The sequence below is a fragment of the Thalassovita mediterranea genome, assembly GCA_019448215.1.
Classification (GTDB): domain Bacteria; phylum Pseudomonadota; class Alphaproteobacteria; order Caulobacterales; family Hyphomonadaceae; genus Henriciella.
In genome coordinates, this window is record CP080408.1 from 961,393 (window position 1) to 984,532 (window position 23,140).

General features: G+C 60.7%; 23 protein-coding genes. 12 read left to right on the forward strand and 11 right to left on the reverse strand.

The window, feature by feature from the left end:
* The first annotated feature begins 107 nt into the window (after positions 1–107).
* Positions 108–2,552 (forward strand): ATP-dependent helicase HrpB, encoded by a 2,445-nt coding sequence (gene hrpB / locus KUV46_04660; protein ID QYJ01690.1) that lies wholly within the window; start codon positions 108–110, stop codon positions 2,550–2,552.
* Here hrpB and KUV46_04665 read toward each other — a convergent pair.
* The 3 genes from KUV46_04665 to folE all read right to left on the reverse strand — a co-directional run bounded on the left by KUV46_04665 (position 2,542) and on the right by folE (position 4,141).
* Positions 2,542–3,003 (reverse strand): hypothetical protein, encoded by a 462-nt coding sequence (locus tag KUV46_04665; protein QYJ01691.1) that lies wholly within the window; start codon positions 3,001–3,003, stop codon positions 2,542–2,544. The genes hrpB and KUV46_04665 overlap by 11 nt on opposite strands.
* 10 nt (positions 3,004–3,013) lie before the next feature.
* Complete coding sequence (locus tag KUV46_04670) at positions 3,014–3,439, reverse strand: hypothetical protein (protein QYJ01692.1); 426 nt, start codon at positions 3,437–3,439, stop codon at positions 3,014–3,016.
* 123 nt (positions 3,440–3,562) lie between these two features.
* Entirely contained in the window at positions 3,563–4,141 is a 579-nt protein-coding gene (gene folE / locus KUV46_04675; protein QYJ01693.1) for a GTP cyclohydrolase I FolE, read from the reverse strand.
* Between the two features lie 306 nt (positions 4,142–4,447).
* On the opposite strand from folE, the gene KUV46_04680 reads away from it, so the two are divergent.
* The 3 genes from KUV46_04680 (at position 4,448) to KUV46_04690 (ending at position 7,646) form a co-directional block, all read left to right on the forward strand.
* The gene (locus tag KUV46_04680; GenBank protein ID QYJ01694.1) at positions 4,448–5,635 is read left to right on the forward strand and encodes a DUF2029 domain-containing protein; all 1,188 of its coding nucleotides are present in this window, start codon (positions 4,448–4,450) and stop codon (positions 5,633–5,635) included.
* Between the two features lie 77 nt (positions 5,636–5,712).
* Positions 5,713–7,098 carry a cysteine--tRNA ligase gene (gene cysS, locus KUV46_04685; GenBank protein ID QYJ01695.1) on the forward strand — a complete coding sequence of 462 codons (1,386 nt, stop codon included), beginning with the start codon at positions 5,713–5,715 and terminating at the stop codon, positions 7,096–7,098.
* 14 nt (positions 7,099–7,112) lie between these two features.
* Positions 7,113–7,646 carry a histidine phosphatase family protein gene (locus tag KUV46_04690; GenBank protein ID QYJ01696.1) on the forward strand — a complete coding sequence of 178 codons (534 nt, stop codon included), beginning with the start codon at positions 7,113–7,115 and terminating at the stop codon, positions 7,644–7,646.
* Between the two features lie 73 nt (positions 7,647–7,719).
* On the opposite strand, the gene KUV46_04695 is transcribed toward KUV46_04690, so the two are convergent.
* The gene (locus tag KUV46_04695; protein ID QYJ01697.1) at positions 7,720–8,127 is read right to left on the reverse strand and encodes a peptidase S1; all 408 of its coding nucleotides are present in this window, start codon (positions 8,125–8,127) and stop codon (positions 7,720–7,722) included.
* Positions 8,128–8,404: 277 nt separating this feature from the next.
* Between KUV46_04695 and KUV46_04700 the strand changes: the two genes are divergently transcribed.
* The 6 genes from KUV46_04700 to KUV46_04725 all read left to right on the forward strand — a co-directional run bounded on the left by KUV46_04700 (position 8,405) and on the right by KUV46_04725 (position 14,072).
* Positions 8,405–9,007, forward strand: a complete 603-nt coding sequence (locus KUV46_04700; protein QYJ01698.1) for an exopolysaccharide biosynthesis protein — start codon at positions 8,405–8,407, stop codon at positions 9,005–9,007.
* 57 nt (positions 9,008–9,064) lie between these two features.
* A complete protein-coding gene (locus tag KUV46_04705) occupies positions 9,065–9,514 on the forward strand; it encodes an iron-sulfur cluster assembly scaffold protein (protein ID QYJ01699.1) in 450 nt (149 codons plus the stop codon).
* A 124-nt stretch (positions 9,515–9,638) separates the two neighbouring features.
* Positions 9,639–9,965, forward strand: coding sequence for a membrane protein insertion efficiency factor YidD (yidD, locus tag KUV46_04710; GenBank protein QYJ01700.1), 327 nt, complete (start codon positions 9,639–9,641; stop codon positions 9,963–9,965).
* An 11-nt stretch (positions 9,966–9,976) separates the two neighbouring features.
* Positions 9,977–11,959: a threonine--tRNA ligase gene (thrS, locus tag KUV46_04715; protein QYJ01701.1), complete on the forward strand. Its 1,983-nt coding sequence runs from the start codon at positions 9,977–9,979 to the stop codon at positions 11,957–11,959.
* Between the two features lie 2 nt (positions 11,960–11,961).
* A complete protein-coding gene (locus KUV46_04720) occupies positions 11,962–13,251 on the forward strand; it encodes an O-antigen ligase family protein (protein ID QYJ01702.1) in 1,290 nt (429 codons plus the stop codon).
* On the forward strand, positions 13,248–14,072 hold the full coding sequence (locus KUV46_04725; protein ID QYJ01703.1) for a glycosyltransferase family 2 protein: 825 nt from the start codon (positions 13,248–13,250) through the stop codon (positions 14,070–14,072). Before KUV46_04720 ends, KUV46_04725 begins: the two co-directional genes overlap by 4 nt.
* Here the strand turns inward: KUV46_04725 and KUV46_04730 are convergent.
* From KUV46_04730 to KUV46_04745, 4 genes are read right to left on the reverse strand one after another with little or no spacing between them, the layout of a single operon-like run.
* Entirely contained in the window at positions 14,069–15,133 is a 1,065-nt protein-coding gene (locus KUV46_04730; GenBank protein QYJ01704.1) for a DUF4340 domain-containing protein, read from the reverse strand. The genes KUV46_04725 and KUV46_04730 overlap by 4 nt on opposite strands.
* Positions 15,130–17,016, reverse strand: a complete 1,887-nt coding sequence (locus KUV46_04735; protein QYJ01705.1) for a Gldg family protein — start codon at positions 17,014–17,016, stop codon at positions 15,130–15,132. Before KUV46_04735 ends, KUV46_04730 begins: the two co-directional genes overlap by 4 nt.
* Complete coding sequence (locus KUV46_04740) at positions 17,013–17,777, reverse strand: ABC transporter permease (protein ID QYJ01706.1); 765 nt, start codon at positions 17,775–17,777, stop codon at positions 17,013–17,015. Before KUV46_04740 ends, KUV46_04735 begins: the two co-directional genes overlap by 4 nt.
* A complete protein-coding gene (locus KUV46_04745; protein QYJ01707.1) occupies positions 17,767–18,501 on the reverse strand; it encodes an ABC transporter ATP-binding protein in 735 nt (244 codons plus the stop codon). Before KUV46_04745 ends, KUV46_04740 begins: the two co-directional genes overlap by 11 nt.
* A gap of 326 nt (positions 18,502–18,827) precedes the next feature.
* Here KUV46_04745 and KUV46_04750 point away from each other — a divergent pair, with 326 nt between their 5' ends.
* Complete coding sequence (locus KUV46_04750; protein QYJ01708.1) at positions 18,828–19,178, forward strand: DUF2794 domain-containing protein; 351 nt, start codon at positions 18,828–18,830, stop codon at positions 19,176–19,178.
* Positions 19,179–19,190: 12 nt separating this feature from the next.
* On the opposite strand, the gene KUV46_04755 is transcribed toward KUV46_04750, so the two are convergent.
* Together KUV46_04755 and KUV46_04760 are read right to left on the reverse strand one after the other, a co-directional pair.
* The gene (locus tag KUV46_04755; GenBank protein QYJ01709.1) at positions 19,191–19,865 is read right to left on the reverse strand and encodes a ChrR family anti-sigma-E factor; all 675 of its coding nucleotides are present in this window, start codon (positions 19,863–19,865) and stop codon (positions 19,191–19,193) included.
* Between the two features lie 112 nt (positions 19,866–19,977).
* Positions 19,978–20,496 (reverse strand): sigma-70 family RNA polymerase sigma factor, encoded by a 519-nt coding sequence (locus KUV46_04760; GenBank protein ID QYJ01710.1) that lies wholly within the window; start codon positions 20,494–20,496, stop codon positions 19,978–19,980.
* Positions 20,497–20,734: 238 nt separating this feature from the next.
* Between KUV46_04760 and KUV46_04765 the strand changes: the two genes are divergently transcribed.
* Positions 20,735–21,232 (forward strand): invasion associated locus B family protein, encoded by a 498-nt coding sequence (locus tag KUV46_04765; protein QYJ01711.1) that lies wholly within the window; start codon positions 20,735–20,737, stop codon positions 21,230–21,232.
* A gap of 15 nt (positions 21,233–21,247) precedes the next feature.
* On the opposite strand, the gene KUV46_04770 is transcribed toward KUV46_04765, so the two are convergent.
* Positions 21,248–23,065 (reverse strand): NAD(P)/FAD-dependent oxidoreductase, encoded by a 1,818-nt coding sequence (locus KUV46_04770; GenBank protein ID QYJ01712.1) that lies wholly within the window; start codon positions 23,063–23,065, stop codon positions 21,248–21,250.
* Between the last annotated feature and the right edge of the window lie 75 nt (positions 23,066–23,140).

Sequence of the window (23,140 nt, forward strand, 5' to 3'; positions counted from 1 at the left end):
TTTAGCGCAGTTCCTTACGCGGTTCGGCCAGAATGCGAAACCATGGATGCGGGAAGGCACTGCGAGAAGCCGTGCCAAGGCTGACAGATTGCGATACGACGCCCGCGATGAGTGACGCAGCCACCCTTCCGATTGAGAGCCTGCTTGGCGAGATATGTTCGGTCATCCGGGACCGGAAGCGGCTGGTTCTGGCGGCCCCACCGGGCGCGGGCAAGACGACGCGTGTGCCACTGGCGCTGGCCGGATTGATCGACGGCTTTGACGCGCTGCCCGGCAAGATTTTGCTACTCGAACCAAGACGGCTTGCCGCGCGAATGGCCGCTGACCGTATGGCCGCGACACTGGGTGAGAAGACTGGCGAGCGAATAGGCCTCTCGACCCGTATTGAACGGAAAGTCTCAAAGGCGACGCAGGTCGAAGTGATGACCGATGGCCTGTTCACGCGCCGCTTGCTGGCCGATCCGGGCCTTGAGGGCGTGTCAGCTGTCATCTTCGACGAAATCCATGAGCGCAGCCTTAATGCCGATCTCGGTCTCGCGCTGGCACTGGAAGCCCAATCGGTCTTCCGCGATGACCTCCTGCTGCTCGCGATGTCGGCGACGCTGGATACGGAAAAGGTCGCTGGAACGCTCGATGCACCCGTGATCGAGAGTGAGGGGCGACAGTTTCCGGTCGAGACCAAGTATCTAGGCCGCAACCGGGATCGCATCGAGGACCAGATGGCTACGGCCATCACAAAGGCGGTTCAGGCTGAGACGGGCTCCATCCTCGCTTTCCTGCCGGGTGCTGGTGAAATCAGGCGCACGGCCGAGCGGCTCTCGAGCCTGCCAGCAGACGTATCGGTTCATCCCCTTTATGGCGCGCTGTCACCGCGCGAGCAGGATGAGGCGGTTCGCCCTGCCAAGGCTGGCCAGCGCAAGATCGTGCTCGCGACCGATATCGCTGAAAGCGCCCTCACCATCGAAGGCGTCCACGTCGTTGTCGATGCAGGTCTCGCCCGTGTGCCTGAATTTGAACCGTCCAGCGGGACGCAAGTCCTTCGCACAATCCGCGCGGCAAAGGCGAATGTGGACCAGCGCCGGGGCCGGGCCGGGCGTCTTGGGCCGGGCGTCTGCTATCGCCTCTGGGATGAGGAAGAAACGCGCGGCCTGATCGCCGCGCCGCGCCCGGAAATCCTCAATGGAGACCTTTCCGGCCTGCTCCTTTCCATCGCTGAATGGGGCGAAGATGACCCTTACCGGCTGACCTGGCTCGACACCCCGCCGCGCGGCCGCATTGAAGCGGCCCGCGAAGCGCTGAGTGCATTTGGCGCGCTCGACGAAGCAGGAAAGCTGACCGCGCACGGCAAGGCGATGGCCGCCCTGCCGCTCGACCCGAAATATGCAAGCCTTGTGGCGAGCGCCGCCAGCGATGGCGAGCGTGCGTTGGCCGCCGAAATCGCTGCACTGGCCAGTGAGGCAGGCATCGGTGGAAGCTCCCCCAACCTGAGCGACCGGCTGGCGGGCTTCAGGAAGGAAAACAGTTCGCGCGCCAAAGCGCTGAAGCGTCAGGCAGACCGCTGGGCGAATGGCGCGTCGCCTTCGGGCGACCCGGCCAAACTGCTGGCCAAAGCCTGGCCCGGGCAGATCGCGCGGCGCCGGGACGGCTCAGAAACAAGCTACCTTCTGGCGAATGGCCGCGCAGGTGAGGTGGAGGCAGCCTCCCCGCTCGCCCGCACGCAATGGATTGTCGTCGCCGACATGATCGGCGCAGCCGGGCGTGCCCGCATCACGCTAGCGGCCCCCATAAATGAAGCGGATGTACTGGCCCTGCACCCTCCGGTCATTGAGGAGTGGGCGAGTTTTGATCCTGCGTCGAAAGGCTTCAAGGCGCGGCGCGTGAAGGCCGTCGGGCGCATCGTCCTGTCAGAGACACCCCTGCCCCAGCCATCGGGAGAGGCGGCGCGGGCCGCCTTTATCGAATTCGTGCAGGCGAATGGTTTTGGCGCAGCAGGCATCGGCGAGCCGGTGCGCGTCTTTCTCGCCCGGCTCGGCTTCCTACATCGCAGCTTCGGTGAGGACTGGCCGGACTTGGATGAGGCGCAGCTTGCGGCGACAGCCGGTGACTGGCTGGCGCCTGCACTCGGCGGCGGCAAGTTCGAGATGCCATCCGACGGCGCGGTGCTGAACGCGTTGAAACAGTCGCTTGGCTGGCCGAAGGCACAGGAGATCGACACTCTGGCGCCTCTGACGATTGCGCTGCCGTCAGGCCGGAATGCGCCTGTCGACTATCTCGATGACAATGCACCGCTGGTCGAGGCCAAGGCGCAGGAGCTGTTTGGCCTATCCCGTCAGCCCGCAATCGCAGACGGGCGGGTGCCGGTGACACTGCAGCTGATATCGCCGGCCGGACGGCCGATCGCGGTGACCAAGGACATTTCAGGCTTCTGGAGCGGGGGTTACCGCGACATGGCCAAGGATATGCGCGCGCAATATCCAAAGCATGACTGGCCAGATGATCCTGCATCGGCGAAGCCACATGTGGGGATGACGAAGAAACGGCTTAATCTCTGAGCGTCAGTTTTGGCGCTCGTCCCATAAATTCGGCGATAGCGGCGCGAATTTCTTCAGAATTCTCGTAGCAAGTCTCAGACGTCGTTTCACAGACCGCAAATCGATCGGCAACGTATTCGAGCATCAGCACGTCGCCTCTGCGAACCTCGGCATGAAAGCGCAGATTCATCTTGCTGACCGGTCTGAACTCAATCATTCGCCCGGACGAAATCAGGCCTGAAATCTCCGTCATCTCTTTCGAAGAGGTGACGGTTTTCTTTTTGGATGCGGCGCGCTCAAGATCAGGTCGATCATAGCTGTATCTGGTGAACACGTCCCAAGGCATGAACCGGACCTGCATCACAAGGTACGTGTCTCGCGGAGTTTCAGCCGCCGCGACTGGACCTGCGGCGAACGCAATCGCGCATAAAGCCGCGCCCATAGCAGAAAAACGCCCAATCAAACGCAGCATCCCTTTCGACCTAGTGCGGGCGGCGTTCGTCGCCCCATTCCATGCCCATCGTCTTCTTCATCCAGTCACCGAATGTGGCCGGCTTTTCCAGATTTTTGGGATCGAGCGTGCCAAAGGCAATGACGGGACCCTCAGCCGTTTCGAGGCGCACGCCGGAGAGCTGCTGATGCGGATTGCCCCAATTGCCATAGCTGGTGGCAGGGTCGAGCAGCAGCATCACCTTGGTTCCGCCTGTGCCGTCGGCGCGCTTGCCGAAAACAAGGCCATAGCATTTCTCACGGCCGAAACCGCCCGAATGGCCCTGGCGCTTTCCGTCGAGCAGGACTTCGTCCCAGAGGAGGTTACGCCGCCACTGCAGGACGTGCATTTCGCCCTCTTCGGTAACGACCTTGATGTCGACCTGATGGAGACCGACTCGAACCAGTTCTGCGCGCATGGGAGGCTTCCTTCTTCTCGTTATTATCGAAAAACAATAATTCGAGATACCGGAGGCGTCAAGAAAATAAAAAAGGCCAGCCTTGGGCAGGCTGGCCTTTCGGATCTTGAAGAGGACGCGGTGTTACCGGCCTGCAAGGCGCAGGAAGCGGTCGCGCATGTCCTTGTCGGTCTTGAAGACGCCGGTGAACTGCGTCGTGATGGTCGACACGTTCGGGTGGTGAACACCGCGGGTCGTCATGCACTGGTGGACGGCGTCGATCAGCACAGCAGTACCAGCTGGCGCGAGGCTTTCCGTGATGGCGTCGCAGATCTGCGCCGTCATCGTTTCCTGCGTCTGAAGGCGCTTTGCGAAAATCTCGACCACGCGGGCAATCTTGGAGATGCCGACGACAGCCTGGGTCGGCATGTAGGCGACATAGGCCGTGCCGATGAAAGGCGCCATGTGGTGCTCACAATGGCTCTCGACGTCGATCTCGCGGAGCATGACCATGTCGTCATAGCCCTGCACATCGTCAAAGGTGCGCGAGAGATACTTCACAGGGTCTTCCTCATAACCCTGGAACCACTCCTTATAGGCATTCACGACGCGCTTTGGCGTATCGAGCAGGCCTTCGCGACGTGGATCGTCACCTGCCCAGGCGAGCAGCGTGCGTACGGCCTCTTCGGCCTCTTCCTGTGTTGGTCGACGTACAGCGTCCATTTGTCCGCGATTTTCTTGTTTTGTGATGGCATCCATCGCCATGGTAAGTTTCCTGTTTCTGAGGGACGGGGGTCGAGCCAGATGTTCTGTGGATGCGCCCTACACACCCCAATACCGGACTTAACGCCCGCCCATTCGTGTTCCCTCAGGGCGTATACTGTCACATAAGCCAACTGGATCACTATTTCTACAAGTTGCCATCACTGCCGCCGCGACAAGACATCCCTTCGAAGCGGACTGTTAAGACTGAAGTGCTAGCGATGACAGCCTGAGGGCGGCCCGCTGAGGGCGTGGCGGCAAGGCGTGATGCAACGGCTTTTTCAATACTATGCGGTCGCCATCCTGTGCGTCTCAGCCATTGGGTATGGCATCTATCTGAGTGCAGCCAGCGGCCTTGTCGATTTTACCGGCCGTGAGCTCATCGGGCGCGATTTCATCAATTATTACAGCGCAAGCAGCCTCATCCTCAACGGAGCTGGCGAGACGCTGATGAAGGTCGGTGAGTACCGCGCCTATCTGCAAGCCCAGTATGAGATCGCGCTAGGGCTCAACTGGTCATACCCGCCGCATTACCTGTTCTTCGTTCTGCCACTCGGCCTCTTTGGCTATCTGCCCGCCTATGCGCTCTGGATTGGTGTCGGCGTTGTGCTTTTTGTCGCGGCGACGCGGCTCGGGCTTGGCGCGCAGAGGCCGGACTGGGTCACCTATGCGCTCTTCACACTGGCTGCGCCCGCCTTCCTGGTGAATGCTGCCTTCGGCCAGAACGGGCTGATCACGGGTGCGCTCCTCTTTCTGGGCGTGAGCCTTGTCCGACACCGGCCGATACTGGCGGGCATCTGCCTCGGCGCGTTGACGGTGAAACCTCAACTTGGGCTGCTCATTCCTGTCTTCCTGCTGCTGCGTGGGCACTGGACGGTTATCGGCTCAGCGGTCGTCACCAGCGCCGCGATGATTGTCCTGTCGGCACTCGTCTTCGGGGTGGAGCTGTGGCGGGACTATTTCGACTATGTCCTCCCCTTCCAGCGCATCGTCGCCGAAGAGGGCACGGGCATTTTCCTGCGCATGATGCCGACAGGGTTTGCACTGGGCAGACTGGCGGGGCTCGACGCCTCCTTGGCGATGCTTGTTCAGGCGCCCTTCTCGCTGCTGGCACTGGGGCTGGTGATCTGGACATTCCGAAAGCCATCGGCCGCGCCAGAACTGGAAACCGCCCTGCTGCTCGTCGCAGTGTTTCTCTTTTCGCCTTACGCCTTCAACTACGACATGCTGGCGCTGGTGCCTGCGCTCTATCTGGTGTTCTCACGACAGACCGGAGACGGCCCTGCACTGACACGGTTCAACCTTGTGATGGGCGCTCTGCTCTTCCTGCCGCTGATCGCCTTCTTCGCGCCGCTCGGCCCCGTCATTCTCGCGGCTGCGGCCCTTCTGCTCGCGCAGCAGATCGCAGTCGCCCGCGGCAGCACCCCAGCCTCTGCCAGCACCCCCGCGAATTGACGCGCGACCAGAATTTGCGTTCAAGCAGCCACAGTTCTTATCCCTCGACGCCGCGCCGATAGAAGAAGTCACACCAAATGCCCCTGAAGCTTTACAATACGCTTGGACGAGAAAAGCAGGTTTTCGAACCTCAGGACCCGGATCGTGTGACCCTCTATGTGTGCGGGCCGACGGTGTATAATTACGCCCATATCGGCAATGCGCGCCCACCGGTCGTGTTTGACGTCCTCTTCCGCCTGCTGCGGCGGACCTATGGCGAAGCGTCGGTCCTCTATGCCCGCAACATCACCGATGTTGAGGACAAGATCATTGCGCGTTCGCTCGAGGAAGGCACGCCGATTGATGAGATCACGCAGAAATATGCGGCGATCTATAATGCTGACATGGCTGCGCTGAATGTGCTGCCGCCATCGATTGAGCCATGGGCGACAAAACATATCGACGGCATGGTGCGCCTGACCCAGCAACTGGTGAGCAAGGGCTATGCTTATCCAGCCGCCTCTGGCGTCTTTTTCGATGTCAGCCAGATGGACGATTATGGAAAGCTGTCCGGCCGCAAGCTTGAGGACAATGAGGCAGGCGCGCGCGTCGCCGTGTCCGAAGACAAGCGCAACCCGGCCGATTTCGCGCTCTGGAAGTTTGCCAAGGAAGGCGAGCCGGAAGAAGCGACATGGGACAGCCCTTGGGGCCGTGGCCGCCCCGGCTGGCATATCGAATGCTCTGCCATGATCGCGGCCCATCTCGGCAAGACGATCGATATCCATGCTGGCGGGATCGACCTTCAATTCCCACACCACGAGAATGAGATCGCCCAGTCAGAATGCGCCCACGGCGAGCCGATGGCTCGCTACTGGCTGCATAATGGCTTTCTCGACATGGATGGCGAGAAAATGTCGAAGTCGCTCGGCAATGTGAAACTCATTCATGACCTGATTGAGCAATGGCCGGGCGAGGTGCTGCGCTTTGCACTTCTGTCCGGACACTATCGCGCACCGCTCGACTGGACGCGCGACCTGCTGGAACAGTCAAAGACCACGCTGGGCCGTATCTATGGCGCGCTCCGCCGCGTCTGGGAGGCAGAAGGCGGTCAGGCGAGCGACAAGAGTATCGACAAGGCGCTCAATGATGACCTCAATACGCCGGTCGCGCTGGCAGAACTGTCGCGGCTTGCCTCTGAGGCGAACCTCGCAGCTGACGCCAAGGACGCAGCGAAGATGGCAAAGGCGCGCGCTGAATTGCTGGCGGCGGGTGAAAAGCTTGGCCTGCTGACGTTGACACCATCAGCCTGGGAACAAGGCGGGAGCGCCGATGACAAGGCACGGATCGATGCGCTAGTTCAGGCCCGGCTTGATGCGCGTCAGGCCAAAAACTGGGCTGAAGCGGACCGTATCCGGGACGAGCTTGCCGCCGAGGGCATTGAGGTCATGGACGGCGCAGGTGGTTCGACCTGGCGGCGCGTCTAGGCGGGGATGAACGCATGAAACATCTCACTCTGGTCCTGACAGTTCTGGCGGCAACGTTCGCACTTGTCTCGTGTACGGCATCGCCCGAGCCATCACGCATGAGCGACGACGACGCCTACACGATCTATCTTGTGCGTCATGCCGAGAAGCAGGCTGGCGACGACCCCTCGCTGACCGGTGCTGGGCTGGAACGAGCAGGGATACTTGGCGAGCTTCTGTCGAGCGCTGACGTCGAAAAAATCTGGTCGAGCGATTATCGCCGCACGCGCGAGACGGCCGCCCCGCTGGCGACTCGCCTCGGCCTCGACATAGAGATCTATGACGCGTCTGACCTGACTTCGCTTGCTGATCGACTGAACGCAGAGGGCCGGACCGCGCTCGTGGTCGGCCATTCGAATACGACGCCGCAGCTGGCTGAACTTCTGGGCGCCGCCCCGGGCGAACCGATCGTCGAGGCCAACGAGTATGACCGCCTCTATGTCATTCAGCGCAAGGACGGGGTGACGGTGTCAGAAGAGATCCAGCGCTTTGGACAAAGTGCCGACTGAAGTTGCCCAGTTCTGAAATAAAAAAACGCCCCGGCAAAAAACCGGGGCGTCTTCAATTCCAGTACCGGCGACTTCAGTCCTCAGACGAACTCAGCTCGGAAATGATCAGCGTCGCATCCTGCAGCGAGCCTTCCTCATAAGTGCCGACCCAGATGTCATACAGACCATCTTCGCCTGGATCGAACCGGACAGATGGATTGTGGCTTGGGCCGCTGTCATCGTCGCACAGCCAGCTCCCATCGGGTGTGTTGATCACCAGCGTCGTGTCGTAGGCTGAGCGAACCGTGATGATGAGCGGCAGAGACCCGGAGCCATTGTCGTACATCAAGTCGTAGTCCGGGGCATCGGCGACATAGCCCTGACAGCCGGAGCCAAGCGTGCCGCTGGCATCAATGCTGCCGCCCGCACGCAGGTCGATCTCGTGAGGGTCAGGCTCAAATCCGGCGCTCAGCTCGATCGTGCCGTATGTCGGCTCCTTCATAAAATCCTGCGCAGATGCTGTCCCAGCTATTCCAAGTGCAGAAACAGATAAAGCTACAAAACCTAAGATTTTCATGGTCACCCTCCCTGATAAATTCAGTATTCAGCCTACCACCAAAGCACTTCAGAACAAGCTTTTTGGTTAACATACGTTAATTATTGTGCCGTGAACGCCGTGTGAACGTATTCCTGCTCTGAGGCGTTTGTCAGAATAGCCATCGCACGTCATGGTCACCAAAGGCGGCGTGCACTGTATTGAGCCAGAGAGCTGGGGGGCCATGAGCCACGTAAATAATCTGCGCTCGCTCCTGATCTCGCTTGAAGAGCGGACCGGGGGCGAAACCGTCACGATCGCTGACCTGCTCAATGCGGTGGGCCGGCGGGCCTATGGCCCGGTCCTCCTGCTGCTGGGTTTCATATCGATCAGCCCGCTCTCCATCGTGCCGGGGGCGAACTGGCTTATCGCGCTGGTGACCCTCATTTTTGCGCTGCAGATCGTGCTTGGCCTGAAATATCCGTGGCTACCGCGCCGGGCGCTCGATTTCAGCTTTCCGCGTAAACACCTCGTCAGTGGCATCCACCTGATCGAAAAGTATGCCCACGCGGTTGATCAGATCCTGAAACCCCGTTTGACCTTCCTGACGCGGGTGCCTTTTATCAACCTGGTGGCGCTGGCCTGCGTCGCCGCGGCGCTCATTACCTTCCCGCTGGGCCTCGTTCCTTTCGGACCATTCCTGCCCGGCCTGACAGTGCTTCTGTTCGGACTTGCCCTGACCGCCCGTGACGGCGTGCTTCTGATTATCGCAATCGGCAGCCTTGTCGGCGCAGCGATGCTGCTCATCCGTATCCTGCCGCGCGTGATGGCGTTCCTTGGCCTCTAGGGACCGGTTTCACCGAGTTTACTTGATCTTCAGCGCTTTCGGGGCGATCTAGGGGCCATGAGCGCAGAGCTTTATCATAACCGCGTGCTGGAACTGGCCGCCAATATCCCACATGTGGGGACGCTTCCCGATGCCGATGCATCGGTGGAGAAGGTCTCACGTGTGTGCGGGTCTGTGGTGCGCGTCGATATTCGTCTCAGCGAAGACGGCGATACGGTTGAGGCGATTGCCGTCGACCCGAAAGCCTGCGCGCTTGGTCAGGCGGCAACGGCCATCCTTGCCGAGCACGCTGTTGGCGCACCGGTGGACGATGTGTTTGCCGCCCGCGACGCCTTGAAGGCGATGCTGAAAGACAATGGTGAGCCGCCGAAAGGCCGGTTTGCAGAGCTTCGCCACCTAGAGGGCGTTGCCGACTATCCGCCCCGTCACACCTCGACGATGCTGGCCTTCGATGCGGCCTGCGCGGCCATCGAAACAGCGCGAACTAAGCGGGCTGCGGCGGCCTGAGCGTGACCGCCGTAGCCGAGAGGCAGCCCCGGGAAGAAAATCCTGCAGCCTTATCGGGTTGAGGGCCGCCGTCCACGCGTCTAGAACCGCTTTCGACGAAACACGAACCGGGCCATGAAGCCTTATGTCTGAACGACGCAGGAAGGTCGCGCACGCGGCCCTCAGAACGTACAAGATGACGCTGTCTCCCGCCTTTCAGGTGTTTGGAGCGCAGTGCCGTCATGTGCCGTCGTGCAGTGAATATTGCGCTGAATGCGTCTCCCGCCACGGTCTGTGGACCGGCGGGTGGATGACACTGGCCCGGCTGTCGCGATGCCGCCCTGGCGGCTCCAGCGGCTACGATCCTGTTCCCGAAAAAGCAGACACGATACCTGTCTGGGCGCCCTGGCGTGCCGGAGACTGGGCCAGAACCGAGCGGCCCTTCCCGGATGCAGGCCCTGAGACGAACTGAAAAGCAAATCCATGATCAATGTAACGCTACCAGATGGATCGCAGCGCCAGTATGAGGACGGGGCAAGCCCGGCCGATGTTGCGGAGTCCATTTCCAAATCCCTCGCCAAGGCTGCGCTTGCCGCCAAGGTGAACGGGGAACTCTATGACCTGAACCGTCCGCTGGACGGCGACGCCGAAGTTGCCATCGTGACGGCACGCGACAAGGAGGGCCTAGAGCTCATCCGGCACGACGCCGCGCACGTCCTCGCGCAGGCCGTACAGGAGATGTATCCTGATACGCAGGTCACGATCGGCCCTGTGATCGATGACGGCTTCTACTACGACTTCGCGCGCGAAAAGCCCTTCTCCACGGAGGATTTCGAGCGCATCGAGAAGAAGATGGAAGAGATCATCGACCAGGACTACCCGATTGTCCGGGAAGTCTGGTCGAAGGAAGACGCCATCGCGACGTTCAAGAAGATCGGCGAAGACTACAAGGCGCAGATCATCGACGACATCATCCCGCCGGGTGAGCCGATCACAGTCTACAAGCAGGGCGACTGGTTCGACCTCTGCCGTGGCCCACACCTGCCATCGACGGGCAAACTGCCCAAGGCGTTCAAGCTGATGAAGCTGGCCGGCGCTTACTGGCGCGGTGACCATCGCAATGAGATGCTCCAGCGCATGTACGGTACGGCCTGGGCCAATGAGAAGGACCTCAAGGCCCACCTGCTGCGCATCGAGGAAGCCGAAAAGCGTGACCATCGCCGGATCGGTGCACAGCTGGACCTTTTCCATCTCGACGGGACGGCCGCGGCCGGGTCAGTCTTCTGGCACGCCAATGGCTATACGGTCTGGCGCCAGATCGAGGCCTATATGCGCCGCCGGCTCGACGCTGAGGGCTATGACGAGATCAAGACGCCGCAGCTAATGGACTCTGTCCAGTGGGAGAAATCCGGCCACTGGGGCAAGTATCGCGAGAATATGTTCATCGTGCCCGACTTCATCCCTGAAGGGGAAGAAGGCGTCGAAATTTCGGTGCCTGAAGACGCCAAGCTGATGGCGCTGAAGCCGATGAACTGCCCGGCGCATGTCGAGGTGTTCAAGCAGGGCCAGAAGTCCTATCGCGACCTGCCGATCCGTCTGGCGGAGTTTGGCTGTTGCCACCGCAATGAGCCGCACGGCGCCATTCACGGTATCATGCGCGTGCGCCAGTTTACGCAGGACGACGCGCACATCTTCTGCCGCGAAGACCAGATCGTCGAGGAGTCGATCAAGTTCTGCCGTCTCCTTGAAAGCGTCTACCGCGACTTCGGCTTTGAAGAGATTGCCGTGAAGCTCTCGACGCGCCCTGACGTTCGCGCCGGTAGCGACGAGGTATGGGACCGCGCCGAGAAGGGCCTGAAAGACGCCGTCGATGCGGCAGGTCTTCCTTGTGAGATTCTGCCGGGCGAAGGCGCCTTCTACGGGCCGAAGCTTGAATTCCAGCTGACGGACGCGATTGGCCGCGTCTGGCAGTGCGGCACGCTCCAGCTCGACTATGTGCTGCCTGAGCGTCTCGGCGCCGAATACACGGCGTCTGATGGCACCAAGCAGCGCCCTGTGATGCTGCACCGGGCCATCCTTGGCTCCATGGAGCGGTTTATCGGCATCCTGATCGAGGAGTTTGCTGGCGCCTTCCCGCTCTGGCTCGCGCCAGCGCAAGTGATCGTTGCGACGATCACCTCGGACGCCGACGAGTATGCTGAGGAAGCGGCCCGCACGCTGCGCGCCGCAGGCCTGCGCGTCGAAGTCGATACGCGCAACGAGAAGATCAACTACAAGGTCCGCGAACATTCCCTCCGGAAGATTCCTGTGATCGCCGTCGTTGGTCAGCGCGAGGCCGATGATCGCAAGGTGGCGCTGCGCCGCTTTGGCTCTCAGGGTCAGGAAATCCTGGGGCTCGACGAGGCGGCTTCGAAGATCGCTGCCGAAGCCACGCCGCCCGACCTGAAACGATCTGGAGACGAATAGACATGACTCAGGGGCGCGGGGCAGGCTTTGCCGTCATACTGGCCATAGCATTCGTGCTCTGGCTGCCAGTCGCAGTATTCGGCTCTCAGGGCTATTCGGCCCTGATCGGCCTCACCGCGATTGCGGCCGCCTTCTTCGCGCCCCTTCGTCGTATCAACCTCATTGTCATTTCGCTGTTCGCCCTGGCCATCTGGTCTGCGGCGAGCAGTTTCTGGTCTGCCGAAACCGGCACGATCATTGATGGCGCGCTGTCGGAAGGCACGATGAATGTCGATGCCGCCGGTCTGCGCATCCTGCTCACCGTGCTCGCCAGCACGCTCACCATCGCAGCTGCCCTGCGGATACCGCAAGGCGCTGGGCGCAAATCGCTTCTCGTTGTTGGCTGCATGCTGTGCCTGCACGGCCTGGTAACGCTGGCCATGGGCCTCTTGCCGGAGACCGCGCTCGACCTCTATGCCCCGATGAGCGACCGGGTGAAGGAAGCGCCGCAGAACATCCTGCGCAGTGCCAACGCCTTTGTGCTCGGCTTGCCCATCTTGATCGGCCTCGCCGCTGCCTTTGCAGGACGCGCGACGGTCGCCGCTTGCGTGGCGCTTCTGACTGTTGCTTTCGTTGCCTTCCTGATGATCGGGACCGACGTCGCGCTTCTGGGCGTGATCTGCATGGCCGTTTCCATCGGCGTTGTGCTGATCTTCGTGCATTACGGCTTCAAGGTTCTGATGATCGCCATCTCAGCTTTCATTCTGCTCTCGCCGATCATCCTCGGTGTCGGCGCTGCGGCGCTGACGCGGACGGAAATGCCAATGCCCTGTTCGGTCCAGTCGCGTGTCTGGGCCTGGAATCTGACACTGGAGAAAATCAAGGAACGCCCGATCACCGGCCACGGCATCGAAGCGTCGAAGGAATGGCGGGACACGTTTGGCGACCGGCCGGAACTCCTGCGCGAAGTCGACCAGAAGTGCCGCAGCGATAATGCAGACTGGGAAGTCTATCGCATCCTGCCTGGCCACCCGCACAATATGGGCATGCAGATCTGGGCAGAAACGGGTCTCATCGGTGTGATCCTCGCCATCGCGTCGCTCATCATCATTGCTTATCGCCTTCCACGTCCGGGCGATGTCGACATACCGACGCGCCTTGCAGTTGCCAGCCTTATCGGCGGCTCCTTTGCACTGTTCAGCCTGTCTTACAGCGTCTGGAACGAAGCGTTCTGGGCAACGATTGCGCTGGCGTCCGCGGGCGTCATCCTGCTTGACCGCGTGACAGGGCTGGCGAGACCGGACACCAAATGAGAGGCCCGACCACCGCCATCGTGGTCAGCTATCACACCGGACAAAGTCTGAAAGAATGCCTCTATGCACTCGCCAGCGACCCGGCGGTGGATGCAGTGCGCATTGTCGACAATGGCAATCCGCAGACGATGCGGGACTGGCTCCGGCAATTCTGTGAGGGCCGTCCGAGCATCACCCTGATCGATGCCGGCGGCAATATCGGCTTCGGGGCGGGCGTCAATCGCGGTGCAGCGGGCATCGAGGCGGGCGACCTTCTCATCATCAATCCCGATGCCATCCTGAAACGCGGCAGTATCGAAGCCCTTCAGCAGGCCGCAGAAGGCCAGCCTTCGCCTTGTGTGGTGGGCGGAAATGTCTTCGACACCTATGGCCGCGAAGTACGCGGGCCGCGCCGACGCAAGCTCACCCTGCTACGGGCGCTCACGACTTTCTCTGGCTGGAACACCTGGACGCTGGAGCGCACGCCGCCACCAAAAGGGCCTGTCCCGGTTGGTGCCGTGTCAGGCGCGCTCATGCTGATTTCCGCGAAGGATTTCACTGCGCTCGGTGGCTTCGATGAGGGCTTCTTCATGCATGTTGAGGACGTCGATATCTGCAGGCGCGCCTCCGAGGCGGGCGGCATTACGATGTATACGCCGCATGCCGGCGCCCTGCATTACGGCGCAACGTCCGAAGCCCCGGCCAAGCGCGTGGCGGGCTACAAGGCTGACAGCCTCGTCTATTATTTCAGGAAGCATGCTAGCGGCCCGCTTGAGCGCCTCGCAGTAGACCTGATCGCACCGCTCCTGCGGTTTGCAATCGTCTCGCGCGCCCGCGACTAGGGCTGGAAGTCGGCCGGTGGCAGCGGCGCGCTGGTCTCTTCCGGCGTGGGGCGAGCCACAAGCTCACTCACGGACGGGGTGAACTCGCGCCAGTCATATTCAGTCAGCTTGAACGCATAAGGCTCGGCACGCTCATTTATGGTGCGCGCACGGCGAGCGCCCTCCCCTGCCTCAATCGCGCGCAAGGTCACCCAGTATCCGTCCGTCTCACGCCAGGCACGCAGGTCGATCTCGAGTCCGTCAAACGTCTCGCTGATATGGCGCGACACGGCGCGGCCACTGAGGGCCTCTGCAGACTTCACGTCGATGGGGGCGAGCCGCGTGATGGCAAGCGCAGTGGCCGATACCGCCAGCGGATTGGAGACTTCGAAATCCTGATAGGGCGGCGCAGGCCGGAAGCTACGTGCATCGCTGCCCGCTGGGCGGGACAGGTAGACGGAGTTTCCGCCCCGGCCGGTAATGCGCACAGCGGAGACCGCCGATGGCTCAATCGACATGATGTCGAGATCAAGCCATGCCTCACGGGTGCGGAGTGGTGGCAGGTCACCGCGCACCCGGAAGGCAATCGTCTCATCCGGCATGCGGGCATAGGTGTATTCATTGCGCCGACCGGTGATGACTTCGGCGACCCTCGCGCCATCGCCGGAGAAAAGCTCAATCAGTGTGCCATTGCCTTCTTCGCGCGGATCCCCAAGCGCGAGCAAGGAAAGCCGCTCAGGGTTCGAAGTGCGACGCTCCCCCCAGCTCAGGGTTTCGAGACCTTCGAGAAGCGTGTTGAGCCTGTCTTCACGGACCGGGTACGCGCCCGACTCTTCCATGAGCCAGGCATCATCCCGTTTGACGAGATTATAGGTTACGTCCTGATCGGTGATGGTGATGCGCGCGACGTCGCCCTTGATTGCAGAGAAGTTCGACAGGACCGGGTTGCCCGTCCTCGGGCTGGTCGAGCGGCCATCCGCATTGAAGACAGCAAACAGGATGAGGATGATCCAGAGCGAGGCTGCCGCAATCGACAGCCGCTGAACCAGAACGGAACGCTTGCGATCAAGACGTCTGCTCATGCCGGCGACTTCCTCCGCCGCCACCAGACAAAGCAGCCAACCGCGCCGATGAGGATCGCGCCTGCGAAGATGTTGATGAATTTCAGCCAGCCTTCGAGACCATCAATGTCTCGCCTGAAGTCACGCTCGATGGAGCGCAGGCGCTCACGGGTAGCGAGAACTTCGCTGCGAAGCTGGGCGAGTTCCTCTTGCTGTTCCGCCGAGAGGCTGGCGCCGGTGGCACTGTCGAGCAGTGCGCTGTCGCGGCTATCGATCTGAAGCAGTTCCTGCAGGCGCGCTTCGGATTCAGCGAGCTGGGATTCGAGCTGGGCCTGTTCCTCAAAGAAACGGGCCTGCGCCTCATCCCGCATCGCTTCGACACGCGTCATCGTGCGGCGGGAAGATGCACGCGCCCGAAGGCTGAGCAGATTGGCATTGCCGGACATCATGTCGAGCGCATTCATGATGAGCGCCCCGTTGTCTGCAAAGGCGCTCTGGCGCTGCATGTCGATATAGAGGCCATCATCAACGAGGTCTGCGTCTGCGAGGATGAGGATTTCCGCTTCACGCTCGCTCGAGGAAATGTGCGGCTGTGCCTGCTCAATCGCCTCCGACGCAAACTGGGCCATGACAGGGTCTTCGGGCAGGACCGGCTCCGGGCGTCCATCAGGAAAGGCTGAGACCAGCGTGCCATGGACGCGTACCCCGAGCGCGCGAGCGCCTTCGGTTGGTTCATAAAGCGCAAGCGTCTCTTCCACGCCGATATCCGTCATCGCGGTTTCCGGATCGATCCAGGATGGGCCGGTGCCTGTCTCGATCAGCACTTCCTTGTCAATCGGAGAGGCCTCATCGAGCACAAGTGCGCCAGACGAGGCAAAATTGACGGACCGCGACAGGGGCGCTGTCAAAATGCTGTCTTGTGACATCATCGATGGCGGGGTCGACAGATAGAGCGGATGGCGGATGATGCCGGTCCGCCCGCTTCCGGTCGGGGCCTGTATGGGGAGCGCGGTTTCCGTGTCAGCGATGGCCTTTTCAGCAAGCGTCACGCCCCAGACCGGTCCAAAGCGGCCAAGGTCAGAGCGGATGCGCCGCTCCACCCGGCGGCTCGGCGGCTCTGGTGATGTCTTGGCAGCCGCATCGACCAGCATGACCACGCGGCCCGTGCGCAGGATGAACTGGTCGATCACCCAGCTCTGCCATTCCGTCAGCTCTGGCGGGTGGATCATGATGAGCGCGTCGAGATCTTCCGGCAGCGCATAGAAGTCGCCCGCCACCGGCTCGACATCAAAAGAGCGCTCCATCTCCTGCAGCAGCGTGTAACCGCCCTCTGCGCCATCCGCGCCCATACCCGGAAGCGTCGTCAGGAGGCCGATCTTGGGCGGGTCAGGACGGTCGAGGCGGGCGATGAGGCGGGTGAGGTCGTATTCGAGCGTCTCCTCGCGCTCTGGCGCAAGGAAGGCGAGGACGCGTTGTTCATCGACGGTGTTCTGGCCAATGATGCCGAAATAGAGCGGATCGTCGCCTTCTGTATCGACCGCATCGATGCCAGCGGCCAGCGCCTGATCTTCAGCTTCCGAGAACGGCTTGGGATCGATTTCCGTGACTTTGAGATTGGCGCCCGCGACAGCTGAATAGCTGTCGAGCAGTTCGCGCACGCGCGCCGCATAGGCCCGCACTTGCGGATAATCCTGCCCGACCTGGCGGGTATAGACGAAGGTGAGCTCTATCGGCTCCTCAAGCGTATCGAGCACTGACCTCGTCTCTGGCGACAGGGTGAAAAGCGCGTTCTGCGTGAAGTCTACCCGCGCCGGACGTGTCAGCGGATAGATGATCAGCGTCGCGGCAATGAAGATCGCGAGGATCAGCGCCGTAGCGGCGGGGAGGAAAGCGCGCGGTGTCATCCTGCGAACGCCCTCTTGTTGGCCACCCAGATCGTGTTCAGCGACAGCCAGGCGAGGATCACGCCGCCAAAGTAGAGAAGCGCGCGAAGCTCCAGCACGCCGCGCTGGGCCGTCTCGAAATAGGTGAGGAAGGAAAACTGCGCGACGAGGTCACCTGCTGCCGCACCGAGAAGGCCAGAGATCGCGCCCACCAGCATGGGCCAGCCAGCGGCAGTAAAGACAAACGCCACGAGGATGCCTGCGATATAGGCCAACACCTGGCTGGAAAAGAGCGAGGACATCGCTGCGCCGATCGAAAGATACGCGCCCGCCATGAGCAGGCTGGTCAGATAAGTGATCGCGATGGCACCATTATCAGGGGCGCCGAGATAGTTCACCGTGATCCACATCGGAAAGGTCAGGACGAGCGACAGCGCTGCGACATTCCACGCCGCCAGCAGCTTACCGGTCGCAAGGCCGAACAGGCTGACTGGCAGCGAGAAGAGAAGCTCTGACGTGCTGTAGGCGATCTCATCTGCCCAGAGGCGCATGGAAAGCGCGGGCAGGAAGATCATGTAGAGCCAGGGGTGCCAGTAGAAGAATGGCTGGAGATCGGCGAGGCCGGTATCAAAGAAGCGGGACGCCTCCCAGGTGAACACGCCGACCAGCATCAGGAAGATGGCGACGAACACATAGGCGAGCGGCGTCGCGAAATAGGCGCGCAGCTCTCTCAGATAACTCGCGCGAATGCTCGTCAGGATATCGCGCAGCTCAGCCTTCATTGCTCGCAGCCTCCTTCTTGGAGACGAGGTCGATAAACGCCTCTTCGAGACCGCCCTTGCGGCGCTTTGCCATTTCTTCCGGCGAACTGTCTGCAATGAGTTTGCCCTGATCGATAACGATCACGCGGTTGCACATTGCCGGCACTTCTTCCAGCGTGTGCGTTGAAATGACGATGGCCTTGTCCTTCGCCATACGAGAGATCAGCGCGCGCACTGCCCGCTTCTGGATCGGGTCCAGTCCGTCCGTCGGCTCATCGAGGATCAGCACGTCCGGATCATGGATCAGCGCGCCTGCCAGCCCGACCCGGCGGCGATAACCTTTAGAGAGGGTGGAGATCCGCTTGGACATCACATCGGCGATGCGCGCGTCGGCGATCACCCGCTCAACCGCGCTGCGGCAATCGCTGCGCCAAATGCGGTGCGCCGAACAGAGAAAGTTCAGAAAGTCGAGCGGCGTCATATCCGGATAGAGCGGCGCGCCTTCTGGCAGAAAGCCGAGGCGCCTCTGCGCTTCACGCCGGTTGGACACGATCGAATGGCCCGCCACGATCACGTCGCCTTTGTCCGGCTCAATAACGCCGGCCGCCATACGCATTGTCGTGGATTTGCCCGCGCCATTCTGACCGAGAAAGCCCAGAACTTCGCCCTTGTTCAGGCTGAAGCTCATGGACTCAACAGCTGTCCGCCCGCCGAACGACTTTGAAAGCTGCTTCAATTCGAGCATCACTGGTCCTGTAGCACCGCGCTGGAGACTGACTAATCAGACACGCGTCAGTTTTCCAGAGTCGTAATGCGGAAACCGCAGACCTGATGGAGGCTGCTCAAGGATCTTTTGGTTGTGAAGGGGAAGCTGTCGGACAACGGTAACAGGAGCCCCGGGGGGCTGGGGGGGCTGATGGGTCCGGGAAACCTGCTGGACACCGTCATCCGACCATTGCAAGGTGTATTCAATCGGTGTCTGCGGCAAGGCCGGATTGCGGCTAAAACCTGTCAATCTGATTACAAATACGACAGAATGAACGCAGCAGGCAGAGTAACGTTAGAGCGCGCATGGCTAGCATTACACCCTTACAGTTCGACAAGTCCCCAAAAATCGCGTTTCACCGCACCGAAATGTCGGCCATTCTCGATGTTTACGGCAAGATGGTCATGGCCGGGCAGGCCAAGGACTACGCTATCGGGATGCATGAAGACCACGCCGTGTTCGCGATCTTCAGGCGTCACGCCGAAGCGCCGACCTGGCTAATCGAGAAAGTCCCCGAGCTTCGCAATCGCCAGGGCGCTTTTGTCGTTTATGGGAACCAGGGGCAGGTGCTCAAACGCGGGCACGATATCAAGACAGTGCTCAAGGTTTTCGAGACGCGCAAATTCGAAGTTCTGAATTTTGGCAAGCCGTCCTGAGCTGCTCGCCCTCTAATGTGTGCGGCGCGTGAAGACTTTCTGCAGGATGCCCAGCATCCCCTTGAACTCCATACCGCCTTCGCTCACCGCAAGCGCAAGACAGATGCCGTCATCGTCACCGACCGGTGCGTGTGTGTCTGACGGTGTTTTCAGACAGATGTCGCCGGGCCCGTAACTGCCGACCTCATCAGAGAAACCGCCCTGGACCACAAGCGTCAGCTCATCGCCGAAATGCGAGTGGCTCGGCACAGTTGCGCCGGGTTCAATGCGATAAAGGTAGACATGACCACCTGAACGGGTCCCGATTTCAAGCCTTTTGACGCCGCTCGTCATTCGCTTCCAGCCGCCACGCATGCAGGACTCCAGAGCTTTCTCCCGAAGGGGTTCCGGCAGGTCCAGCAATTCAGAAAGGCGCTCGCTGGCGAGTTTTGCCGCGTCCTTGGCATCGACTTGATCTTCAAGATCATCAATCGCCCGGAGGGTTCGCTCAAACGCGTTGGGCGCAAGCATGCTGGGCGTTTCCTGTTCCAGAAAAATACCCGAGAGGGCTTCTGCCTGATTGACCTTGTCGCGAATGTCAGAGCGGATCGCCGCCTGCGTTTCGACAAGCAGCCTGAAAGGCGGACTGAGCGTTCCAGCCGCGTATGCCGCGTAGATATCCGACAGCTGTGGCGTGGCTTCCTTCAAACGTTTGAAATCCTCTCTCTGCCCTTCTATCGGGCGCCTTATACTCAAACGGATATTGAGCAGGCGTGAACAAGGTCAAGAAGTTACGGGCAGAGCGTGTGCACCGCGCGGCTTATTCGCGTGACAGGACACCCCGCAGCTTGTCAAAAGCAAGGCGGATGCGGGACTTCACCGTCCCCAGGGGAATGCCGTAGCGTTCGGCAATCTCGGCATGAGACATGCCGTCATAGAAAGCGGCCTTCAGAAGCTCCAGCTGCTCTGCCGGAAGAATGTTCAGCTTTTCGCGCACCTCTGCCTGAAGCTGGGCCTGCGAAAGTGTTTCGAACGGCGCCTGTTCGGCGGCCGGTTGAAGCATCGTTTCTTCAGGGGAGAGGTCGGGCTTCGATGAGCGCCTGAAGAGGTCAATCTGGCGATTGCGGGCAATCCGGAAGATCCAGGTGGACACGGAGGCTTGCTCTGGATCGAACTGCCCCGCCTTGCGCCACACGGTCAGCATGACGTCCTGTACGATCTCCTCGGCCTGAGCGTCATCCGCCCCCATGCGCAGCAAGTAGGATTTCAGGCGGGGGCCGAAGAACTCGAACAAGGTTCCGAACGCACGCCGGTCACTACGCTCTGAGATGCGCTTCATGCAATCAGCGTGGAGCGAGCGAGGATTATCGACTTGATCAAGGCGAGCGACAGACAAAGTTACATCCGTTTGCAACAGCACACCTATTGTCTGTGTTTGTTACAACTTATGCAACCATTGATCGCGCTTCTAACGAATCTGTGATCGATCATCCGTCAAAATTCCGCCTTAACCTTTAGGCAAATAAGCTGCCTCAACCGAAGTTTCTCACGAAATAATAACAGACCAGACGCTCACCATGATCCGTTTTGCCGCAACCGCCGCACTTTGCGCCGCCGTCGCCATTCCAGCCGCCCTGGCAGCGCCCACAGCGATAGGACGCTATGACGACTGGACAGTCTTCACAGAGCAGGTTGGCGGCGAGAAGCTCTGCTACGCGGCGACCGAGGCCACCGACAAGGCACCGCAATCGGCCAATCACGGCGATGTCTGGTTCTTCGTATCCAACTGGGCATCGGGCAAGGCACGCAGCCAGCCGAGCCTGAAAGTCGGCTATGACCTTCGCGCAGACCTTCCTGCACGCGCCAGCGTCGGACGGTCTGGCTGGACACTTTACGGTGTGGGCGGCGAGGCCTTTGCGCAGGACCGGGACGATTCACAGATCGTGGACGCGCTGCGCCGCGGCAGCGAGTTGCACGTAGAGGCGGTCTCCTCGCGCAACACGCAAGTCTCCTACCACTTCTCCCTGTCGGGATCGGCGGCAGCTATCGACAAGGCCTCCTCGCTTTGCCGATAGCACGCTGAGGCCTGATCAGGCCGTCGCGGTTTCCCGCTGCACCTCGAGCCCGGCCATGTCGCCCGTCTCGCGCCATGATTTGAGGATCGAGAAATACTCCATCGATCCGCCGCCATAGAATGAATTCTGGCGCGCGCGCGCGGCGATCTGACCTTCATTATTGTAGTAGCCGGGCGTGCATTCCGCGAGAAATTTCTCGCGCATTTGGGCCTTGGAAATGATGGTCTCCACCCAGTTGGCTTGCGCGTCTTTTTCCGGCTCGATCTGCACGATGCCCTCATCGAAGGCACGTGACAGGATGTAGCCAAGATGCACGGCCTGCTCATCCAGCTGGTGTGGATAGTTCGCGGTAAAGGCGGCCTGCGCGCCGCCCATCACGAACACGTTCGGGAAATCACGCACGAACATGCCGTGCAGGCTTTCAACGCCGCCTTCCCAGGCTTCTGAGAGTGATTTGCCGCCCCGGCCATAGAGCTCATAGCCCGACCGGCGGGTATAGCTGGTGCCGACCTCGAACCCGGTCGCATAGATCAGGCAATCGATTTCATACTCTTTGCCAGCGACAACGACGCCCTTTTCGGTGATCCGCTCTACGCCTTTGCCGTCCGTATCGATAAGGTGGACGCTGTCCCGGTTGAAGGTCGCAAGATAGTCGTCATGGAAACATGGGCGCTTGCAGAACTGGCGATACCATGGCTTCAGCGCGTCCGCTGTCTTGCTGTCCGCGATCACATCATCGACGCGTGCCCGGATGGACTCCATCTTCTTGAAATCAGCCAGTTCGCCAATCTCTTCCAGTTCCTTGGCGGTCAGCTGTTTGCCGTCCTGCTTGCTGGCGATGAAAAGAAGATTACGGATGATGTCGGTCCAGCCATCCTGAACCAAGTCTTCAGCCTGATAGCCGCCGGAGACAAGGATATTGAAATTATCCATGCGCTTCTTCTGCCAGCCCGGCTCCAGCGATTTGGCCCAGTCCTGATCGGTCGGCTTGTTGTCGCGGACATCGATTGAGCTTGGCGTCCGCTGGAAGACGAAGAGCTCCTTCGCGCCTGCCCCCAGATGCGGCACGCACTGAACAGCGGTCGCGCCGGTGCCGATGATACCGACGCGCTTGTCTGCAAGCTTGTCGAGACCGCCTTCCGGCCCGCCGCCCGTATAGTCGTAATCCCACCGGCTTGTGTGGAAGGTGTGACCCTTGAAGGTCTCGATACCCGGAATGCCCGGCAGCTTTGGACGATGGAGCGGTCCGTTCGACATGATGACATAGCGCGCCTTCATGGCGTCACCGCGATTGGTCTCGACGATCCAGCGCTTAGACGCTTCGTCCCAGTTCATGGCTGTGACTTCGGTCTGGAAAAGCACGTCGTCATAGAGGTCATAATGGCGGGCGATACGCGCACTGTGCTCAAGGATTTCCTTGGCGGGCGTGTACTTTTCCTTCGGCATGAAGCCGGTCTCTTCCAGCAGGGGCAGGTAGATATAGCTTTCGATATCGCAGGCCGCGCCCGGATAGCGATTCCAGTACCAAGTGCCGCCGAAGTCGCCGCCTTTCTCGATCATGCGAATGTTCTTGAGGCCCGCCTCACGAAGCCTCGCCCCCGCGAGCAGCCCGCCAAAACCACCACCAACGACGATGATGTCTATCTCATCGCTGAGTGGCGCGCGGTCGATCTTTTCGTCGATGTAAGGGTCTTCGACATAGCCGGCATATTCGCCCTTGATCTCGACATATTGCTCGTTTGCGTCATCGCGCAGGCGCTTGTCGCGTTCTGCGCGATAGCGTTCGCGCAGCTTGTCTGGATCGAAATCGATTCCGGGTGTTCCGTCAGCCATATTTTCCTCCCACGGAGCCTTTGTGGCCCTCTGTCGTGATGCGCCGCAGCAAACCTGTCCTCATCTGCTTAGATT

What these genes read in the sequence shown, in the direction of transcription:
- hrpB (QYJ01690.1), top strand. Translation starts at nt 108, where the DNA reads ATGAGTGACGCAGCCACCCTTCCGATTGAGAGCCTGCTTGGCGAGATA.
- KUV46_04665 (QYJ01691.1), bottom strand. Translation starts at nt 3,003, where the DNA reads ATGCTGCGTTTGATTGGGCGTTTTTCTGCTATGGGCGCGGCTTTATGC.
- KUV46_04670 (QYJ01692.1), bottom strand. Translation starts at nt 3,439, where the DNA reads ATGCGCGCAGAACTGGTTCGAGTCGGTCTCCATCAGGTCGACATCAAG.
- folE (QYJ01693.1), bottom strand. Translation starts at nt 4,141, where the DNA reads ATGGACGCTGTACGTCGACCAACACAGGAAGAGGCCGAAGAGGCCGTA.
- KUV46_04680 (QYJ01694.1), top strand. Translation starts at nt 4,448, where the DNA reads ATGCAACGGCTTTTTCAATACTATGCGGTCGCCATCCTGTGCGTCTCA.
- cysS (QYJ01695.1), top strand. Translation starts at nt 5,713, where the DNA reads ATGCCCCTGAAGCTTTACAATACGCTTGGACGAGAAAAGCAGGTTTTC.
- KUV46_04690 (QYJ01696.1), top strand. Translation starts at nt 7,113, where the DNA reads ATGAAACATCTCACTCTGGTCCTGACAGTTCTGGCGGCAACGTTCGCA.
- KUV46_04695 (QYJ01697.1), bottom strand. Translation starts at nt 8,127, where the DNA reads ATGAAGGAGCCGACATACGGCACGATCGAGCTGAGCGCCGGATTTGAG.
- KUV46_04700 (QYJ01698.1), top strand. Translation starts at nt 8,405, where the DNA reads ATGAGCCACGTAAATAATCTGCGCTCGCTCCTGATCTCGCTTGAAGAG.
- KUV46_04705 (QYJ01699.1), top strand. Translation starts at nt 9,065, where the DNA reads ATGAGCGCAGAGCTTTATCATAACCGCGTGCTGGAACTGGCCGCCAAT.
- yidD (QYJ01700.1), top strand. Translation starts at nt 9,639, where the DNA reads ATGTCTGAACGACGCAGGAAGGTCGCGCACGCGGCCCTCAGAACGTAC.
- thrS (QYJ01701.1), top strand. Translation starts at nt 9,977, where the DNA reads ATGATCAATGTAACGCTACCAGATGGATCGCAGCGCCAGTATGAGGAC.
- KUV46_04720 (QYJ01702.1), top strand. Translation starts at nt 11,962, where the DNA reads ATGACTCAGGGGCGCGGGGCAGGCTTTGCCGTCATACTGGCCATAGCA.
- KUV46_04725 (QYJ01703.1), top strand. Translation starts at nt 13,248, where the DNA reads ATGAGAGGCCCGACCACCGCCATCGTGGTCAGCTATCACACCGGACAA.
- KUV46_04730 (QYJ01704.1), bottom strand. Translation starts at nt 15,133, where the DNA reads ATGAGCAGACGTCTTGATCGCAAGCGTTCCGTTCTGGTTCAGCGGCTG.
- KUV46_04735 (QYJ01705.1), bottom strand. Translation starts at nt 17,016, where the DNA reads ATGACACCGCGCGCTTTCCTCCCCGCCGCTACGGCGCTGATCCTCGCG.
- KUV46_04740 (QYJ01706.1), bottom strand. Translation starts at nt 17,777, where the DNA reads ATGAAGGCTGAGCTGCGCGATATCCTGACGAGCATTCGCGCGAGTTAT.
- KUV46_04745 (QYJ01707.1), bottom strand. Translation starts at nt 18,501, where the DNA reads ATGCTCGAATTGAAGCAGCTTTCAAAGTCGTTCGGCGGGCGGACAGCT.
- KUV46_04750 (QYJ01708.1), top strand. Translation starts at nt 18,828, where the DNA reads ATGGCTAGCATTACACCCTTACAGTTCGACAAGTCCCCAAAAATCGCG.
- KUV46_04760 (QYJ01710.1), bottom strand. Translation starts at nt 20,496, where the DNA reads ATGAAGCGCATCTCAGAGCGTAGTGACCGGCGTGCGTTCGGAACCTTG.
- KUV46_04765 (QYJ01711.1), top strand. Translation starts at nt 20,735, where the DNA reads ATGATCCGTTTTGCCGCAACCGCCGCACTTTGCGCCGCCGTCGCCATT.
- KUV46_04770 (QYJ01712.1), bottom strand. Translation starts at nt 23,065, where the DNA reads ATGGCTGACGGAACACCCGGAATCGATTTCGATCCAGACAAGCTGCGC.